The sequence below is a fragment of the Vulcanimicrobium alpinum genome, from assembly GCF_027923555.1.
GTDB classification, from domain to species: domain Bacteria; phylum Vulcanimicrobiota; class Vulcanimicrobiia; order Vulcanimicrobiales; family Vulcanimicrobiaceae; genus Vulcanimicrobium; species Vulcanimicrobium alpinum.
The window spans coordinates 797920-816892 of record NZ_AP025523.1 but is presented as its reverse complement, the minus strand read 5'-3'; the positions used below and the strand labels follow the sequence as shown (position 1 = coordinate 816892).

At 69.3% G+C, this 18973-nt stretch carries 12 protein-coding genes and 1 pseudogene; 6 read left to right on the top strand and 7 right to left on the bottom strand.

Annotated elements, in window-relative coordinates:
- Positions 1-73: 73 nt before the first annotated feature.
- Positions 74-442 carry a helix-turn-helix domain-containing protein gene (locus WPS_RS04035; RefSeq protein WP_317996569.1) on the bottom strand — a complete coding sequence of 123 codons (369 nt, stop codon included), beginning with the start codon at positions 440-442 and terminating at the stop codon, positions 74-76.
- Entirely contained in the window at positions 442-1182 is a 741-nt protein-coding gene (locus WPS_RS04030) for a beta-ketoacyl-ACP reductase (RefSeq protein ID WP_317996568.1), read from the bottom strand. Before WPS_RS04030 ends, WPS_RS04035 begins: the two co-directional genes overlap by 1 nt.
- Before the next feature lie 157 nt (positions 1183-1339).
- On the opposite strand from WPS_RS04030, the gene WPS_RS04025 reads away from it, so the two are divergent.
- Together WPS_RS04025 and glpX are read left to right on the top strand one after the other, a co-directional pair.
- A complete protein-coding gene (locus tag WPS_RS04025) occupies positions 1340-2527 on the top strand; it encodes a polyhydroxyalkanoate depolymerase (protein WP_317997488.1) in 1188 nt (395 codons plus the stop codon).
- A gap of 90 nt (positions 2528-2617) precedes the next feature.
- The gene (gene glpX, locus WPS_RS04020; RefSeq protein ID WP_317996567.1) at positions 2618-3613 is read left to right on the top strand and encodes a class II fructose-bisphosphatase; all 996 of its coding nucleotides are present in this window, start codon (positions 2618-2620) and stop codon (positions 3611-3613) included.
- Between the two features lie 54 nt (positions 3614-3667).
- Here the strand turns inward: glpX and WPS_RS04015 are convergent, their stop codons facing one another.
- From WPS_RS04015 to WPS_RS04000, 4 genes are all read right to left on the bottom strand, one after another.
- Entirely contained in the window at positions 3668-4897 is a 1230-nt protein-coding gene (locus WPS_RS04015) for an amino acid ABC transporter substrate-binding protein (protein WP_317996566.1), read from the bottom strand.
- Complete coding sequence (locus tag WPS_RS04010; protein WP_317996565.1) at positions 4898-6181, bottom strand: substrate-binding domain-containing protein; 1284 nt, start codon at positions 6179-6181, stop codon at positions 4898-4900. It lies immediately after the preceding gene.
- Between the two features lie 2 nt (positions 6182-6183).
- Positions 6184-6843: a hypothetical protein gene (locus WPS_RS04005; protein WP_317996564.1), complete on the bottom strand. Its 660-nt coding sequence runs from the start codon at positions 6841-6843 to the stop codon at positions 6184-6186.
- A gap of 195 nt (positions 6844-7038) precedes the next feature.
- A complete protein-coding gene (locus WPS_RS04000) occupies positions 7039-12657 on the bottom strand; it encodes an alpha-2-macroglobulin family protein (protein WP_317996563.1) in 5619 nt (1872 codons plus the stop codon).
- Here WPS_RS04000 and pbpC point away from each other — a divergent pair.
- From pbpC to WPS_RS18075, 3 genes and pseudogenes are all read left to right on the top strand, one after another.
- Positions 12650-14965 (top strand): penicillin-binding protein 1C, encoded by a 2316-nt coding sequence (pbpC, locus tag WPS_RS03995; protein WP_317996562.1) that lies wholly within the window; start codon positions 12650-12652, stop codon positions 14963-14965. The two genes, WPS_RS04000 and pbpC, sit on opposite strands and share 8 nt — an antisense overlap.
- Positions 14962-15489, top strand: coding sequence for a GNAT family N-acetyltransferase (locus WPS_RS03990; RefSeq protein ID WP_317996561.1), 528 nt, complete (start codon positions 14962-14964; stop codon positions 15487-15489). Before pbpC ends, WPS_RS03990 begins: the two co-directional genes overlap by 4 nt.
- A gap of 72 nt (positions 15490-15561) precedes the next feature.
- Positions 15562-16223 (top strand): annotated as a pseudogene (locus tag WPS_RS18075) (dihydrofolate reductase family protein).
- A gap of 17 nt (positions 16224-16240) precedes the next feature.
- Here WPS_RS18075 and WPS_RS03980 read toward each other — a convergent pair.
- The gene (locus tag WPS_RS03980) at positions 16241-17089 is read right to left on the bottom strand and encodes a helix-turn-helix transcriptional regulator (RefSeq protein WP_317996559.1); all 849 of its coding nucleotides are present in this window, start codon (positions 17087-17089) and stop codon (positions 16241-16243) included.
- A 92-nt stretch (positions 17090-17181) separates the two neighbouring features.
- Here WPS_RS03980 and WPS_RS03975 point away from each other — a divergent pair, with 92 nt between their 5' ends.
- Positions 17182-18720, top strand: a complete 1539-nt coding sequence (locus WPS_RS03975; protein WP_317996558.1) for a DHA2 family efflux MFS transporter permease subunit — start codon at positions 17182-17184, stop codon at positions 18718-18720.
- Positions 18721-18973 lie beyond the last annotated feature (253 nt).

Sequence of the window (18973 nt, the reverse complement as noted above, 5' to 3'; positions counted from 1 at the left end):
TTCAGGTGGTGCGCTAACTATACCAAGCAGATGCTATGTGCGTCAAATACTAACGTCGCAGGAGGGTCCTGCTTCATGAGGCCGGCAGCCGCTCCAGGAAGCCGCGATAGATCCGGATCAGCGTGTCCTTCTGGTCTGCGCTGAGCTGGGCGTCCAGCCGGATCGCCTGCTCGACGCCCTCGAACTGCGCGCGCTCCGTCGGGCTGCCGTCCAGGAGACCGGCTTGCGTGTACATCGTCTCGGCCGAGATCTTCAGCGCGGACGCCAAGTTCTTGAGCACGTCGGCCGAAGGCTTGTGGATCCCGCGCTCGATCTGACTCAGGTAGGGGTTCGAGATCTTCGCGATGTCGGCGAGCTGGCGCAGCGACAAGTTCGCGAGCTCCCGTTGGGCGCGAATGAACTCGCCGACGCCGCGCCAGACTCGTTCGTTCTCGTCGTTCATCACATGTCGAGGCCCCCGTTGATCGTGTAGACGGCGCCCGTGATGTAACTGGATTCGTCTTCGAGCAGGAAGCGCACGACGCGCGCGACCTCTTCCGGCTTGCCCAAGCGGCGCTGGGGGATCTTTTCGACGACCGAGTCGAGCGCGGCCTGCGGCATCTGCGCGACCATCTCCGTAGCGATGAAGCCCGGCGCGACCGTGTTGACGGTGATCCCGCGGCGCGCCATCTCGAGCGCGAGGCTCTTGCTGAAGCCGAACAGCCCCGCTTTCGAGGCGGCGTAGTTGGCCTGCCCGACGTTCCCGGTCTCGCCGATCACCGAGCTGATGTTCACGATGCGTCCGGAGCCGCGCTCGATCATGTGCTCGAGCACCGCTTTGGTCATGCAGAACGCGCCGAACAGGTTGACGTTGAGGACGTTCTGCCAATCGTCGACGGTCATATTGCGGACCGTCTTGTCCAGCGTGATCCCGGCGTTGTTGACCAGATAGTCGACGCGGCCGAACTTCTCGATCACCTCGCCGAAGACGCGCTCGCAGTCGTCCGGCGCGTCGACGCGACCCTGATGGATCGAGACCGCGGCGCCTTCTTTTTCGAGCCGCTGCTGCAGGTGCTCCGCCGCGCCTTTGCCGCGGCTGTAGCCGGCGGCGACCTTCACGCCGCTCTTCGCCAGCATCTCGGTGATCGCGGCGCCGATGCCGCGCGTGCCCCCGGTGACCAGTGCGACCTGACCGTCAAACATCCGTCAACCTCCGGGCCTGCGAGAACCAGCGAGCGAATCGTGGCGTTATCGTAGCGCCCGAATACCGTTTTCACCTTCCGAGGGGCCGACCGAGGGCTTTTTTCCACGGTGAGGAAGCCGCAGGGAAACGGGTAAGCGCGGCACGGAGGTCTTTTCCATCAACTACGAACTGTACGACGCGGCCTATCTCGCGATGGCTCCCGCCCGCTGGTCCGCGGCAACGGCAAAATTCTTCTTCGGCAATCCCTTCTCTCCGTTCTCCTATACGCTGCCTGCCCGGATGATCTCGGCGTCGGCCGACGTCTTCTCAGGCGTCGCCGAGCGCCGCGGCAAACCGGCGTGGAACGTCCCGGAGACGATCGCGACGATCGATTCCCGGCCGTTTGGCGATTTGATCCGCTTCGAGCGCCCACGAACCCGCGAGGTGCCGCGCGTGCTGCTGGTCGCGCCGCTCTCGGGTCACTACGCGACGCTGCTGCGCGGGACCGTCGAGAGCCTGATCGACGAACACGACGTGTACATCACCGATTGGACCGATGCGCGCGACGTCCCGGTCTCGGCCGGTTCGTTCGATCTCGACGACTACATCGGCTATCTGATGGATTGGATTCGTCTCCTCGGTCCGGACGTTCACGTGATCGGCGTGTGTCAGCCGGTGCCGGCGGTGCTCAGCGCCGTCGCGCTGATGGCGCAGGACGACGATCCCGCACAGCCGCGCTCGATGGTGCTGATGGGCGGCCCGCTCGACGTCGACGCATCGCCGACCGCGCCGACGAAGCTCGCCGCGAACCGCACGCTGGAATGGTTCGATCGCGAGCTCACCGCGCGCGTGCCGTCTTGGTATCGCGGCGCCGGACGCCGCGTCTATCCGGGCTTCCTGCAGCTCGGCGCGTTCGTCGCGATGCACCCCGACCGGCACATCGAAGCGCATCTCAAGATCTTCAACGCGCTCGTGCGCGGCGACGATGAGGATGCGGCGAAACGGCGTGCGTTCTACGACGAATATCTCTCGGTGATGGATATCCCGGCCGAGTTCTACCTGCAGACGGTCGACGTCGTGTTCAAGCGCGCGGCGCTGATGAGCGGGACGATGACGTGGCGCGGACGTCCCGTCGATCCGGCCGCGATCGCACGTACCGCGCTGATGACGGTCGAGGGCGAACTCGACGACATCAGCGGACCCGGACAGACCTTCGCGGCGCACGGGTTGACGACGTCGATCCTCGCCGAGGATCGCGAGCATCTGCTGCAGCCCGGGGTCGGCCACTACGGCGTCTTCAACGGGCGCCGTTATCGCGAGTCGATCTATCCGCGCATCGCGGAGTTCATCGCCGCGCACGTCTAGGGCGCGGCGGCGGGGGCCGTGCGTTTCTTTACCTGCGAATGTGCGTTTCGGCAGGTTTTGAGCAAGCGGCCACCTAGAAATAGGCCTCCTATGGAGACCCATGCGCTCGAATATGCGTTCGTTCGCGGTACTGAAGCCGCTGCGATCGCGGCCGGCCGGCTCGTCGGCCTCGGCGACAAGAACGCCGTCGACGGTGCGGCGGTCGAAGCGATGCGCACGGCGCTCGCGAGCGCGGATCTTTCCGGCGTCGTCGTCATCGGCGAGGGCGAGAAAGACGAAGCCCCGATGCTCTATCACGGCGAGGAGGTCGGGAACGGCAAAGGTCCGTCGCTCGACATCGCCGTCGATCCGATCGACGGGACGACGCTGGCATCGAAAGGCGGCCCCGGCGCGATCGCGGTGATCGCCGCCGCGCCGCGCGGCGCGCTCTTCCGCACCCGCGTCCCGTACATGGAGAAGCTGGTCACCGGCCCGGCGGGCCGCGGCGTCGTCTCGATCGACGTCCCGCTCGAAGAGAACTTGCGCGCGCTCGCGCGGGCAAAGGGACGCGAAGTCGCCGACCTCACCGTCGCGCTGCTGGAGCGGCCGCGCAACGAAGACCTGATGCGCGCGGTGCGCGCCGTCGGCGCGCGCGTGCGCGTGTTCGGCGACGGCGACGTCGCGAACGCCGTGTACGCGGTGCTCGAAGATCGCGCCCGCGTCGACATGCTGGCGGGGATCGGCGGCGCGCCAGAAGGCGTCATCGCGGCGTGCGCGACGCGTGCGCTGGGCGGCGAGATGCAAGGCCGGCTGTGGGCGCGCGACGAGCGCGACGAAGAGATCGCGCGCGGCGAAGGGCTGCGCATCGGGCGCACGCTGACGCTCGACGATCTCTGCGCGAGCGAGCTGGCGATCTTCACCGCCACCGGCGTCACCGACGGCGAGTTCCTCGACGGCGTACGCTATCGTCGCGGTTCGGCGTTCACGCAGTCGATCATCATCTCATCGTACTCGCACGTGATTCGGACGATCGATGCGCGGCACGACCTGCGGCCGCGCAACGCAACCGGCGTGCCCGGTGCGAGCAGCGCACCGCGGCACCACTGAGACCGTGCGGTTCCGCCGGGTTTTACCGCTTGCCTGGAGAGGGCGCGAACGGCGTCATTTTTGCGAGACGGTCCAGGCCGGTGCCGGATAGACCGGCGGTGCATCGGAAAGCCGGTAGGGGTAGATCGTCGCGAGTTTCGCGCCTTGGATCTGATTAACGACCATCGGCTTGAAGACGTTGAGTCCGCGCGTGTCGAATTTCAGCAGGCCGAAGAACGTCACGACGTCGAGTTTCGCGAGCGCGTCTCGGACCGCTTCGTGGTCTTTCGATCCTGCGCGCTCGATCGCGTATTGAAACGCGAGGGCGGCCGCCGACGCTTCCGCGTTGTGGTAGTCGGGCGTGTGGCCGACGTCTTTGGTGAACGCCTGCGCGTACTGGCGCGCCGTGGCGTAGAAGCCGGGGTCGGCCTTGTAGGTGACCGCCGGAGACCACTGCGCGCTCCCGACGACGCCCTGCGCGTCGGCGCCGAGCGAGTTGCGGAACTCCGGCGTATCGGGGCCGACCGAGTAGCCGTAGATCTTCGCGGCGACCTTCTGATCGCGCAGCGCCCGATGCATCGCGAGCGCGTCCTGCAAGTGGCCGGCGTTGAGCACGATGTCGGGGTTCGCCGCCTTGATCGCGGAAGCCGCCGCCGCGATCGACGCCGGATCATCGGTGTAGTGCTCGGCGTAGACGACGTGCAGGCCGTGATCGTTCGCCGACTGCACCGCACCCTGTTGTACTTCGAGCGAGAACGCGTCGCCGGCCGCGCTGATCGCGACCGTGCGTGGTTTGGGCGACCGCTTCACCGCGAACTCGATGATCCCGACGAGGTATTTGCGCGCGGGCGAGAGCACGCCGAACGTGTAGCGATAGCCCTGATTGAAGATGCGTTCCGCGGCGCCCGCGCTATCGGTCATCGGGATCTTGTGCTTTTCGGCGACCGACGCGGCGGCGAAGGTCGGTCCGGACGCATACGGCCCGAGGATGAAATCGACGTGCTGGTCGGTGATCAGGCTTTCGACTTGCTTGGCCGTCGTCTGCGCGGTCGACTCGTCGTCGGCGTATTTGATGTCGACGTTGTACGCGGTTTGGCCGACGCGGATTCCGCCGTGCGAGTTCACGTAGCGCATCCAGAAATCGTACCCTTCGCGGGTCAGCTTCCCTTCGGCGGCGAGCGACCCGGTGAGCGAGACTGCGCACCCGAACACGATCGTGTCACGCGGCGCCGCGCTCGCGGGGCCGAGTGCCCCGAGCAGCGCGATGGCGACAACGCCGGCAGTGAAACGACGACGTGTGCTCACTCAGAAACCATGCCTTCCGATGAAGCCCGCATGGGTGACGATCGCTTGCACTTCGTCCGAACGGGCGAATGCGATGAGCGCCGCCGCATCAGCGGGCGGGGTGCGAAAATCCGACCCGACCATTACGTCGTACGAGTACGGGTAGCGATGATCGGCGATCGAGAGGACGCTGGGCGGGGTCGAAGCGCCGATCGCGAGCACCTTGCCGGGGACCGCGCCGCTGAACGACACCAGACCGATGAACCTGCGGCCGCTGGCCCCGGCGACGGCCCGCACCACCGCCGCGGTCGACGGCGCGTGAACGACGGTGCTTGCGTTCTTCACGCCGCGCAAGAGCGTCTGCTGCACGACGCGCACCTCGTCGCTGCCGCTCTCCGGCAGCATCGCGATGATCGGCTTGGGCGTATCGCCGAGGGACGACCAATCGGTGATTTTCCCGGTGAGGATCCCGCGCAGTTGCGTCGGGCTGAGGCGCGAGACGGGGTTCTGCGGGTTCACGATCGCGACGACCGCGTCGTGGGCGATGATCGCGCGCGCGTCGCCGCCGCCGGCGGTCCAGAACCGCACGTCGCACGGTGACGCGTTCGAATCGGAAGTGGTGACGGTCGGAGCGGGCTTCCCCGTCTTCTTCGCGTAGGCTTGCGCGATCGCCGACGCGAGTTCGGCCGTGCCGGGCGATCCGCAGAGCTGCGCCGCCGCGACCGCGGCGGATCCTGATTTCCCGGAGCGCGAACGCAAACCGAAAACGGCGACGACGACGACGAGCAGCACGACGACGACCGCCGCCGCGATCGCGACGATCGGGGGCCGGAAAACGGCGCGCGTCGGCGGCGGCGCGGCCGGAGCCTCATCGACTTGAGCGCGAAATTTTTCGAAGTCGTCCTGCGAAAACGCGACGCGCGACGTCGAGGCGGCGCGCGGCGGAGCGACGGGTGCCGCGGGAACCGGCGCGGGCGGCGGGGGCGCGGCCGCGGCGGGCGGCGGCAGAGGCGCGGCCGGAGCGGGCGGGGGGACGACCGGCGCTGCCGGCACGGCAGCCGCCGGACGCGGGGCTGCGGGCGCGGCCGGCGGCGGCGCGACCGCGGCCGGCGGCGGTGGAACGGGCGGCGGCGCGCTCGGAGCAGGCGCCGTGGATGTTGCGGCGGACGGTGCGGGGAGCGGGTCGAGCCGCTCGCCGCAATCCGGGCAGTACTCGCCCGGGCCCGGATACAGTTCGATCGGTTCGCTGGTCGCCGCTTTGGGGCACGCCGCATTGCGGCAGACGCCGAATTCGAGCATTTTCATCGTCAGTTGGTCGTGCGGCGCCGTGCTTCGTCGGCTGCTCGACGTTCGGCGACGCGCCGCGACGCTTCGCTGCCGGCGTCGATCTGTTTCTCGAGCGAGTTGAGCATGTCGATCGATTCGAGCGACGGCGCCGCGCCGGAGAACGGCACGACGGTCGTCTCGACCGAACGCAGTTCGGCCTCGAGCTGCTCGCGCGCCGCGATGCGCTCGCGCAGCCCCGCCTCCGCCGCCTCGGCTTCCGCGCGCGCCTGCTGTTCCGCGCGCGCGAGCTCGTCCAGCTGCGCCGATGCATCGTTCTGCGCGGCGACCCCGCGCTGCACGATGCTTCGCGCGTCCGCGAGCCGCGTTTCGAGCGCCGTTACGTCTTCCTGGGCGGCCTCGATCGCGCTGCGCAGTTCGTCCACCCGCGACTGCAGCTTCTCACGCTCCTGGATCACCGCTTGCAGGGTGGTCGCCGCGCCCTCGGCGATCTCTTTCGCGCCGTGTTCGTCGGCGACGGCCGCGTTCAGCGCGGCGCTGATTTGACCCACGCGGGCACGCGCGCTCGCGATGCGCGCTTGTTCGGCTTCGATGCCGATGCGCTCTTCGAGCATGCGCGCTTGCGCGAGCAGTTGTTCTGCAGCCAGACGACGTTCCGCGGCGCGCTTTTGCGCCTCGGTCAATGCAGCCGCCGCGTGCGCCGGATCCACCGGAGCGGACGGTGAACCGGCGCGCGGCGTTTCCTCCGGTGACGGGACAGGAAATACGCTCATGCGCAACCTCAACGGGAATGCGAGGCGATGCGGAATCCGCAATGCCTCGGGAGAATCCGCTTGCCGTATCCACGACATCCGGCCTCCTTCCCTCTTTCTATCGTCCTATTTCGTGCGAACCGTGAGTGTCGACACGGCCGATCGGCCGAACTCGTCGGGCCGGTCGGCCAAGTGGGCGTCCGCTCCGGGCCAGGCGTACGTTCCGGGCGTCACGGTGCGTACCAAATAGTGCAGGCGGTATATCCCGGGGTCGAGGCGATCCGCGTACGCTTCGATCCGGTCGGAACGTATCTGCTGATCGCCGATCTCCCACGCGCTCTGCGGCGCCTGGACCGCGGTCGACGCGGTTGCGAACCCGGTGTCGACGGCCTGCATACCGGCAGGCAAGGGATCGCTGATCAGCACGCGCTCGACCGGATGGTCCGAAATCACCTGCAGTTCGATGTCGTAGACCTGCGCGGCCGCGAGTTCGAGCGGCGACGACGGGATTGCAAGGCCGAACGACGCCAGCACGGTCGCAGAGTTCGCCGGATGGACGATGCGGGTGACACGCAAGCCGTTGAGGCGGCCCGGCGCCGCGCCGGCGAGACGGTACCGGTAGGTCACCCCGTAGTGCATCGTTCCCGATCCCTGTTTGGTCAGCGTCACGTCGCTGCGCCCACGCGGGAGATCGCGCATCGCGACGGTCGTGCTGCGCTGCGCGGCACGGGCGCCGCTGAACCGTTCCGTCGCGACGGTACGTCCGCCGATCGCCGCGGCGGCGGTGAAGTCGGCCCGCGACTCGCGCGCGGAGACGTCGACGAGCGCTGCGAGCGCGGCGGCGTTCTCGCACGCGCATCCGAACGAACCGTTGCGGCGCATGTCGAGCAGGGCGCGGGTGACGCGATTGATCGTCTCGCCGTCGGCGCCGCGCGCGAGTTCGAGCCGCAGCGCTTCGGCTTGGGCGACGACGCGGGAATCGCGCCACGCGTAGCGCGCCGGGAGCGTTACAGCGGCGCCGCGCGCCGTCGCGGTGAGGAGATCGTCGATCGCCTTGGCGAGGGCCGCGGCGCGATCCGCATAGCCCGGATCACCGGTCATGACGCGCGCGAGCCGCGCTCGATCGGCGAAGTCGAAGTGCGCCGCCTCGGCATCGATCTGGCCGAGAAACGTCGAGCGCCGGTCGCCGGCGTCGGCGAGCGCGATCAGCGCCGCGAGTCGCAGCTGCGCCTTGCAGGACGCGTTTGTGCACCACGCGACGTGCGCCGGCGGATCGTTCAGCACCGCCGCGACGTAGGCCGATGCGCCGCCGATCAGCGCCCCATCGACGGGCAGTTTCGCGGCGCGGGCGCTCGCGAGCGCGGAGAGCACGCCGATCGAATCCCAGGCGTCGGATTTCTCCGCCTGCCAATACGGCGCGAAGCCGCCGTCCCTGCGGCGCAAGCTCGCGAGCGTCGTCAGCTCCGCGGCGGCGCGCCGCCGCGCGAGCGTCGCATCGCCGCCGCTGCGCGCGGCCAGCGTCACGAGATCGGCGGCGATCGCGAGTCGGCTCGCGGACGAGAGTGCGAGGCGATCGTCGCCGAGCAGCGCGCGCTGCGCCGCCGTGTCGATCTCCGGGAGCAGTGACGACGCGAGCACGATGTCGAGCCCGCCGCTGTCGCGCGGTGTGCCGGATGCGACGTTCAGCCCGACGCTCGCGTGGTCGAGCGTCGTCCCCGTCTGCGCGACCGCTTCCGCAACGTCCGCATCGCGCACCGGAAGCGGGATCGCGAACGCGTCGGCGGCGTGCGCGCCGCGCACGTTGACGGTAACCGTCGCGTCGCCGGTCCCCGTTGCAACGATCGAGAAGCGGTACGCGCGCGTGATCGCTTCGAGCGGCGTCTGCAGGGTCGTCGCCGGGACCGCTTTGCCGCCGATCAGAAACGCGAGCGGCCCGGCGAAGCGCGCGTCGATGCGGAGGTCGCCGCGATCGCCGGTGCCGGGCCGCGCAAATTGCGGGAGCACCGGATTCGCGATCAGCGGCAAGGTCGTGCGGAAGGTCGCGTCGGCGTTGCCGAAGCGGCCGTCGGCGCTCGCCGTGACCGCGATCATCCGCCACGTCGTGAGATCGTCGGGGAGAGTGAACGTCGCACTCGCGTCGCCGTTCGCGTCGGTGCGCAGCGCGCCGGCGAAAAAAGCGAGCGGCGAAAACTTGCGGCGCACGCGCGGATCGGCGTCTTCGCCCGAGAGCCCGCCGCCGAAGCCCCAGCCTTTCTGGAGCGGGCGCTGCAGCGTCGCGAGCACCAGCGCGCCGCGGTTGTCGGCGTATCGCGTCGAGATCGGCTGGTCGGCGTAGATCTGCTTGACAAGATCGGGCGGACGATACCCCGTCAACTGCAGGACGGCGTCGTTGACGACCATCACCGTCGCTTCACCGGCGACGGGTCGGTTCGCCGCGTCGGTCAGGTGAACGCGCACCGTCTGCGCTGCGCCCGGCGCGGTGACGGAGTTGCCGGCGCGCACGGTTGCGCGCAGATACTTCGCGTCCAGCGCAACGTTGAACGACGCGAAGCCGACGCGCGCGAGCGCGTTGCCGCCGGCGGGCGACACGTGCGACGGAACGGGGCCGCGCCGCACGAGCAGTGCCTCGACGGCGACGTTCGGGAGCATCTCCGACGTCACGGTGAACTTCACGGCCGGTACGCGGCTCGCCGTCACCTGCGTCGTCTCCCACAGGACGCCGTGGCGCACGACTGCGACGTGCAGTTCCGCGCTCGGGAACGGCGACTGCACGAGCGCCGTCACGGTGTCGCCGGGTTTGTAGGTGTCTTTGTCGAGCTTCACCGATGCGACGCTCGGATCGCGCGCATACCACGCGTCGGCGCCCTCGCCCGCGACGAAGATCTCCCAGTCGGTCTCGGTCGCTTCCCCGTTGTTGCCGGCGACCGTCGCGCGCAGGCGGTACGTGCCGGCCTTCGGCGGGGTCAACGCGGCATCGACGGGGGCGGCAGCGGTGGTGACGTCCGCGGCGGCGACGGTACGGTACGTGACCGCGTCGACGGACCGCTCGGCACCCTCGACGATTTGCGTGGCGCTGCTGTAGTCCGCCGCCTGCAGTTCGAGGTGCACCGCCGTTGCGGAGATGCTGGCCCCGCCCGGATCGCTCGCGATCACCCCGACGTGCAGCGGCGTTCCCGCGATCCCGACGTCGTCGCTCTTGATGCCGACGAGCGTCGCGCTCGGCAGAGCGGTGAACGTCTTCGAGTCGGCGACGTCCACGTTCGACGCGTCGGTCGTGTCGGCGTCGACGCGATACGTCATCGCGTACGGAAGCTCGCCGGAGACCGGGACGCTGACGGCGTTCTTCCCTTGCGCGTCGACGGCGAGGGTCGACTGCAGGACGTCGGTCGCGGCGTCGGGCTGCTGTTCGGGCCAAAACCAGCGCCGCCCGAAGACGAAACCGTCGCGGCCTTTCGGGACGAACGGCGCCGGGGCGCGGGTGACGGTGAACTTCGTCGACGCGCCGCTGACGGGCGCGCCGAACAAATACGTGCTCGTCGCGGCGGCGGCGACGGTCGCGCCGCGCTGCACGACGTCGCGGTCGAGCGCGAGATCGACTTTGAAATTCGGCGGCTTGAACTCGGCGACGCGGAAGGAGCCGTCGAGCTGTTCGCCATTCCCCGCCGTCGCGTGCACGCTATAGTAGCCGAGCGTGGCGTGCGCGGCGAGCGCGACGGGGAACGCCATCACGCCGAACGCGTCCAGCGACCGGCGGCCAAGATCGGTTTTGCTGCCGTCGGGCGCTTCAAGCGTGAGCGTGTAGAGCGGCGCCGTCCCGCGGCGCAGCTCGCCGTCGACGAGAAACCAGCCCTCAGCGGTCATCTGCGCGGTCTCGCCGGGCTGGTAGAGCTGACGATCGCTGAAGATCGTGCCGCGCGCGATCGGCGTCGCCGACGACCAGCCGTTCCAGAAGTCGCCCGCGTACGCGCCGCTCGACGCATCGGTGCGCACGTACGTCCAGTCACCGCCCCGGCGGACGATCGTGACGAACGACGGCGCGTCGTTCTTTCCTTGATCGCGCGCGGCGCACGCGGCGAACCCGCCGCGCGCGAACGTCGCCGCGCCCGCCGCGTTCGTCGTCGCGGTCGCGCACGCGGCCGGCGCCGTTTTCGTCTCGTTCCCCGCTTGCGAGGGATAGACCGCGACCTGCGCGCCCGCGACCGGCGTGCCGTCGGCGATGCGGTGCACGCGCACGATCCCGCCGTCCGGGAAGTACTGCGCGAAGACGCCCAAATCGGTGAGCTGCACGACGCCTTCGGTGAGGTACGTCGAGTGTGCGAACTCCGCCGTGACGCCGTAGGCAAGCGCGCCGCCGGGTGCGCCGAGCTTGCGCGTGAGCGGGACGTCGAACGTGCGCTGGACGTTCTTGGGCGCGCGCGCATCGAATGCGGGCCATGAGTCGGACGACGAGAGCATGTCGTCGCGGCCCGGATCGCCGTAGGGATCGGGATGCTGCACCACGTCGGGCGGCGTCAGCGCGCGAAACGCGGCGCGCACGACCGGCGGCGCGTTGACCGCGACGACGTTGAGCCGCACGTCCTTCGATGCAGGAAACAGGCTGACGCCCCCGGGCGCCCAGACGTCCGGCGCGAGGTCGCCGGTGCGGAACGTCGCGGTCTGCGCCGCATCGAGAGGCTGACCGAACGTGTCGGTGATGCCGGCGCCGATCGCGACGGTGTAGTCGGTCGCCGGACGCAGCAGCGACGCATTCACGGCGACGCGGCCGCCCGCGATCGCGAACGGCGTCAAGCCCGCCGGCGGCGCCGGCCGCAAGCGCAGCTCCGAGATCGATTTCGGATCGATCGGGTTGCTGAACGCGAGCAACGGCGAACCGGCCGCGAAGCGCCCCGGCCGCTCCCACTGCACCGATTGAAAGCGCAGCGTGCCGTAGGTCGTCAAATGCCCGGTGAAGGTCGTCGCGCTCGGGACGTTCCCGTCGCGCGGCGCGATGCCTGACGAGAAGACGACGTCGTACTTGGTCCCTTTCGCGAGCGGCGCGGACGGCACGAGCCGGTACCGCCACGTCTGACTCGACGGGTCGTACTCGTCCGGCGCGCCCGCCGACGGCGATGTCGCCGACGGCGCCGCGGTGGCAGTGTCGGGCGGGATCACGAGCGGGATGTCGGGACCTGAGCCCGAGGCGGGATGCGCCACGGCGTGGGCTTGCAGCGACGCGCGATCGAGCGCGACGTTCGAGGTCAGGTGCAGTCGCGGAGCGAGCGTGTACGGCGACGCATTGTCGGCCGGAAGATCGCTGAGTTCGACCGCCGGCGTCTGAAACGTCCATGCGACGTCTTCGTCGAGACTGCGCCCGTGCACGGTGCGCAATCCCTTGGCGATCGTGACGCGGATGCGCGTCGCCGCGGGCCACGCGCGGTCGGGCTCGAACCCGATCATGCGTGGCGTGAGGAACCGAAACGCGCCGGCAAGCGGCGGATCGATCGTGAAGTGCGCGAGGATCGCGCGTTCGCCGGGCGATTCGAGCTGTTCGAGCGGGATCAGATCGTCGCCGAAGCGGACGCGGATCTGCGCGGTGACGTCGACTTCGCCGACCGGCTGGGCAGCGGCGATCAGCGGCGGTTTCGACGGCACCGGGAGCGGCGAGACGGCCGCGAGCGGCGCCGGCTCCGGGCCGCGCCGAGCGCACCCCGCAGCAAGAAGGACGCCGGCCGCAAGGGCGAGGACGGACGCGTGCCGCGTGTTCACGACGCGCCTGAACTTCTGGCCGGCCAAGCGCACGACCCGCACGGCGCGCAGGGTGCATGCGGCGCTCCCGGAAGAGCGAGGGACCGTGAACGGAGCGCCGCGGGCCACACTCTCGCGTCCGGTGCTGCTCTCGCTGGCGACGATCGTCGTCGTGCTCGCGTATGCCGCGCGGCCGATCGGACCGCGCGCGTTCGCCGGCGGCGCGAACGCCCTCGTCTTCGAAGACCGCGCCGGCGTGGTGCTGGGGACGGTGCTCGCGCGCGACACCGAACACGCGGTCCGTGTCCCGCTCGCGCAGATCTCGCCGCGCTTCCTCGCCGCGGTCGTCGCGGCCGAAGACGCGCGCTTCCGCCTGCATCGCGGCGTCGACCCGCTCGCGCTCGCGCGCGCCGCCGGGCAGATCGCGGCGACGCGGACGATTGTCTCGGGCGGTTCGACGATCACGATGCAGTTGGCACGGCTGCGCTACGGTCTGCCGCGGACGTTGTATGGAAAGGTCGCCGAAGCGGTGCTCGCGAGCCGGATCGAGGCGGGGACGAGCAAGGACGCGATCCTCGAGGCGTACGTCAATCGCCTCCCGATGGGCGGCAACCTCGTCGGCGTCGAGGCCGGTGCGCGCACGTATTTCGGCGTCCCGGCCGCCGATCTCGATCTCGCGCAGGCCGCGCTGCTCGCGGCGATTCCGAACGATCCCGTCCGGCTCGACCCGTACGCGCATGCCGACGCGCTGCGCGCGCGTCAGCGTGCCGTCCTGACGCGGATGGTCGCGACCGGAGCGGCGACGCATGCCGACGCCGCGCGGGCCGCCGACGAACGGCTCACAATCGTTCCGCGCAGCGGAGGGATCGGCGCGGCACCGCATCTGCTGCTGCGGCTCGCGGCAAGCGCAGCGCCCGCGACGATGCGCATGCGCACGACGCTCGACGCCCGTCTGCAGGCCTTCGTCGAGCACGAGACCGGGGCGGTCGTCGCGGCGCTGCGCGATCGCGGTGCGCGTGACGGTGCGGCGATCGTCGTCGACAACCGCGACGGCGCGATCCTCGCGTACGCCGGTTCGGCAGGGTACTTCGCGGACGACGGTGCGGGGAAGAACGACGGCGTCACCGCGCTGCGCCAGCCGGGGTCGACGCTCAAGCCGCTGCTGTACGAGTTGGCGTTCGAGCGCCGTGCGGTGCGTCCGACGTCGATCCTCGCAGACGTACCGACGACCTATGCGCTCCCGGAGATGCACGCGTACGCGCCCAGCGATTACGGCGATACGTTCGCAGGTCCGGTGCGCGCGCGCGTCGCCCTGGCGGATTCGCTTAACGTCCCCGCGGTCCGCACGCTGAGCGCCGTCGGCGTTCCGGCGTTTCTGGCGCGCTTGCGCGCGCTGGGATTCCGCCATCTCACCCGCGATCCGGCGTATTACGGTCTCGGGCTCGCGCTCGGCGACGGCGAGGTCTCGCTCGAAGAGCTCGCGGGAGCGTATGCGGCGATCGCGAACGGCGGGCGGCTCATCCGCGTTCACGCCGGGTTCGCGCGGCGCGACGAGCGCGCGGCGACCGTCGGAGCGGCGTCGGAGTGGTCGCTGGTCACGGACATGCTCGCCGACGCGCACGCGCGAGCCCGCGCGTTCGGCGTTGCATCGCTGCTGCGCACGCCGTTTCCGAGCGCGGTGAAGACCGGCACGTCGTCGGAGTTTCGCGATACGTGGACCGTCGGCTTCACCCCGCGCTACACGGTCGCGACGTGGGTGGGCAATTTCGACGGCACGCCGATGCAGCGGATCAGCGGCGTCAGCGGCGCCGCGCCGCTGTGGAATCGCATCATGCGCAAACTCGCCGAACGCGAACTGCCCGCGCGCTTCGCTCCGCCGCGCGGCTACGTGCGCAAGCCGATGTGCGCGACGACCGGGACGCGACCGGCGCCGGCGTGCGGGAGCGTCGTGAGCGAGTGGCTCGACAGCGGCGACAACGTCGCGTGGAACCGTCCGGCCGGCCCGCTTCCGCGCGTCTACGACGGATGGCTCGCGGCGCAGCCGCCGCGGGCGGGCGACGCGCTGCGGATCGTCGCGCCGCATGACGGCGATATCTTCGAGATGGGCGCCGGGGCCGCGATCGCCGTGGTCGCGCGCGGCGGTGCCGGAGCGCGCTGGGAACTCAACGGCACGCAGATCGCGGCGCACGGAGCGCGCTGGATCCTGCCGCTGCACCGCGGACGCTGGACGCTGCAGGCCCGGGACGGTGCGCACGCCGACCGGGTGACCTTCACCGTGCGCGATCCGCTCGTGCACGAGCGGCGCGAGGGCTTCACGGTGCGCGGATGACGCAGCCCGAACTTCCCTTGACCGGCGCGCTCTGCAGATTGCGCGCGTTCGACGAACGCGACGACGAAGCGCTGCTGCGCCACGCGAACGATCCGGCGATCGGCCGCAACCTGCGGGATCGTTTCCCGCATCCGTACGACATCGAAGACGCGCGCGAGTGGATCGCGCTCACGCGCATGGATCGCCCCGCGACGAACCTCGCGATCGACGTCGACGGCGAGGTCTGCGGCTCGATCGGGATCGCAGTGGGTCACGACATCGAACGCGTCTCCGCAGAGATCGGCTACTGGCTAGGACGCAGCGTCTGGGGACGCGGGATCGCCACCGACGCGCTGCGGCTGATGACCGAGTACGCCTTCGAGACGTTCGATCTGACGCGGATCTGGGCGGTGCCGTTCGCGCGCAATCTCGCCTCACACCGCGTCCTCGAAAAAGCCGGCTACCTGCGCGAAGGGCTGCTGCGCCGCGCCGCGATCAAGGACGGCGAGATCGTCGGCATGGTCATGTATGCACGCGTGCGCTGAGGGCGCTTCGCCGCTGCGGCGGCATCGATACGCTGTCCAAAGATCGAAGTTCGACGTCTACGAAGGTACACGATGACACGAGTTCGCGTTGAGGGCTTCACCGTTTCGCTCGACGGATACGGTGCAGGTCCGAATCAAGACATCAACAATCCGCTCGGCGTCGGCGGGACGGAACTCCACCAGTGGCTGGTCCCGACGCGTACGTTTCAGCGGACGTTGTTCGGCAAGGACGGCGGTACGACTGGGATCGACGATGATTTCGCCGCCCGCGGCTTTCAGAATGTTGGGGCTTGGATTCTTGGGAGGAACATGTTCTCACCCGATCGTGGGGACTGGCCCGACGCCAACTGGAAAGGCTGGTGGGGAGACACTCCACCGTATCACGCTCCCGTCTTCGTCTTGACGCATTATCCTCGTCCCCCATCGAGATGGAAGGCGGCACGACGTTCCGCTTCATCACCGGAGGCATTCGCGAGGCGCTCGACCGTGCACGCGAAGCCGCCGCCGCAAGGGACGTACCGATCGGCGGCGGCCCGGGCACCATCCGGCAGTATCTGCGTGAGGGCCTCATCGACGAACTGCACATCGCGATCGCGCCGGTCCTGCTCCGAGCGGGAGAGCCGCTGTTCGAAGGGGTTGACATGCGGGCTCTGCGATATGAGTGCGTGGAGTTCGCAGCGTCGGAGAAGGCCACGCATGTCGTCCTACGGCGACCAGGACAGACAGACGGATAAGCGCTAATCCTGCGCGCTCAGGCGACGCCGCGTGCGCGCGCGTATTCCTTGCGTTCGGTGACGGCGGCGTAGCGCGGATCAGCGGGACGGTGCGCGATGCGCCAGGCGTGGGGCGGAACGCCGTGATAGCGCCGGAACGCACGCGCAAAATACGCAGCGTCGTCGTAGCCTGCCGCCAAGCCGACATCGGCGATCGGGACGTCGGTCGTGACCAGCCGCTCGCGAGCGCGCGTCATACGCAACCCCAGCGACCACGCGCTCATCGGGTGACCCGTGAACTCGCGGAAGAGATCGCTCAGATGGTTGCGCGTGTAGCCGACTCGCGCGGCGATCTCTTCGAGCCGCACGGGCGCATCGAGCGAACGGTACAGTTCGCCGAACGCGCGATGCAGCACCGCGCGGCCCGCCGGCGACGAACGCAGCCAGAAGTGCTCGAGAAACGCGCGCTTGAGGCCGGCGACGTCGCGATCGTCGAGCCGGCCGGTATCGAGCCTGTGCGCCACCGCGTCGAGTCGACGATTCCAGCGGCGGAACGCGTCATCGTCGAGCGTACGAACGACGGGCGCGGAGAACGGCCGCCATGCGTCGAGCGGCGAGCGAAAACGTTCGACGAACGCGACCGCCAGGACGTCGGGAGTCTCGTCGAACGCGAGCCGCACCTCGCCCGGCGGCATCCACGCGACGGTCCCCGCATCGACGGCGTAGCGCGTACCGGCGAAGGTGATGGATCCGCGGCCGCTGCGCAGTGCGGCGCACACCCACTGCGCGGCGACGAAGTGCGCGTTGCCGTCGGGAGCGGTCGCGGCAGGAAATGCGGTCGTGCTGAGCCCGAGCGTCCCCGGCTCGAGCGATCCGATGCGCGTCACGTTGCGACTTGGAACCCGCGGCCCGCCGCGGCGGTGGCAACGTCCGTGAAGAGTCCTACCGGCCGCGGCGGGGCTTCCTCTACAGTCGCTACGTGGCAAACGAGGACCAACGGATCGACGTCGTCGAGCAGGGGTGGCGGCTTCCGGTGGTGGTGCTGGGCGTTCTGCTTGCGCCGCTGCTGGAGACGATCGACTCGTCGATCGTCAACGTCGCGCTGCCGACGATTCAAGGGAACCTCGGCGCCACGCTCGATCAAGCCGCCTGGGTCGTCACCGCCTACATCATCGCCAACGTCATCGTCATCCCGCTGACGCCGTGGATGCAGTCGCGCTTCGGACGGCGGCAGTACTTCGCCGCCACCATCGTCGGGTTCACCGTGGTGAGCGTCCTGTGCGGGACGGCGGGCTCGATCGAGCAGCTTATCGTGTACCGCGTCCTGCAAGGCTTGTTCGGCGGCGGACTGATCGCTACGGCGCAGGTGACGCTTCGCGACACGTTCCCGCCCGAGCAGGTCGGCGCCAGCCAAGGCCTCTTCGCGATCGTGATCCTCATCGGGCCGATCGTCGCGCCGATGATCGGGGGCGTCATCGTCGACAACCTCTCGTGGCAATGGATCTTCTTCATCAACCTCGTCCCCGGCGCCGCGGCGGCGTTCATCATCGCGACGATGCTGCGCAATCCGACGCGCCCGCGGGTGCTGCCGGTCGACGCACTCGGCGTGGCGTTTCTCGCCGTCGGGCTGGGATCGCTGCAGTTCATCCTCGATGAGGGCGAGCGGCGCGATTGGTACAACAGCGTCGAGATCCAGCTCGCGACGTTTGCGGCGATCGCCGGACTGATCGCGTTCGCGGTGTGGGAACTGCGCGGCACGTCCCGGCCGATCGTGGACCTGCGCGTGCTGCGCTATCGTGCGGTGGCGGCCGGCTCGCTCATCGCGATCGGGACGGCGGCGACGATCTTCGGGACGATCCTCGTGCTGCCGCAGTATACGCAGAACGTCCTCGGCTTCACCGCTTACGACTCAGGATTCTTACTGCTCTTTCGCGCGCTGCCGGTCATGCTGCTCACGCCGGTCGTCGCCGGACTCGTGGGGAGCGGACGGCTCGACGCGCGGCCGGTGATGGCGGCCGGGTTTCTGTTGGCGGGGATCGGTTCGCTGATGCAGGTCGGGGTGACGACGAGCGAGACCGGTTTCTGGACGCTGGTGCTGCCGCTGTTCATCGCCGGACTCGGCGGATCGATGCTGTTCATCCCGCTGCTAATCACCGTGCAGAGCACCACCCCGCCGAACGAAGCGCCGCAGGCCAGCGCGTTGATCACGCTCGCGTTTCAGCTCGGCGGCTCGATCGCCGGCGCCATCGCGGTCACGCTGATCGACCGCCGCGCCGATCTTCACCTCGACACTCTCGCCGGCACGGCGAACGCCGCGCGCATCCCGGTGCAGCAGTTCCTCGACACGCATCAGTCGGTGGGCCAACTTTTTTCAGCGATCGTGACGCAGGCGCAGACGCTCGCCTTCGCCGACGAGGCGTGGCTGCTCGGGATCGCGGCGCTGTGCATCATCCCGATCGCGTTCATGATGCCGCGTCAGCCGCGCGACCTGAGCGGTGTGGAGATCGAGGCGGGCTGACGAGGTTCCACGGGGCGCCATGCCGGCAGCATTCGGCCGGCGCGAGTGCGGCTGCGCTTTGACGAGCTCAGCGTACGTGCTGTTGCGCGTTGGCTCTTGCTCGTGAGGTAGACAGGGGAGGATACCGCGGGAACGACCTCCGTCGCAGACAGCATCTCGTCGTCGGCGAGAGGTTGATACGAAGTTGCATACCGGGCTGCAGGCGCTCATCATCAAGCACCCAATCGGTTGGGATGATGGTGCTTTGGAAACA

Coding starts and splice junctions, on each gene's coding strand:
- glpX (WP_317996567.1), top strand. CDS start 2,618: ATGGAGACCCATGCGCTCGAATATGCGTTCGTTCGCGGTACTGAAGCC.
- WPS_RS03990 (WP_317996561.1), top strand. CDS start 14,962: ATGACGCAGCCCGAACTTCCCTTGACCGGCGCGCTCTGCAGATTGCGC.
- WPS_RS04030 (WP_317996568.1), bottom strand. CDS start 1,182: ATGTTTGACGGTCAGGTCGCACTGGTCACCGGGGGCACGCGCGGCATC.
- WPS_RS04010 (WP_317996565.1), bottom strand. CDS start 6,181: ATGAAAATGCTCGAATTCGGCGTCTGCCGCAATGCGGCGTGCCCCAAA.
- WPS_RS04035 (WP_317996569.1), bottom strand. CDS start 442: ATGAACGACGAGAACGAACGAGTCTGGCGCGGCGTCGGCGAGTTCATT.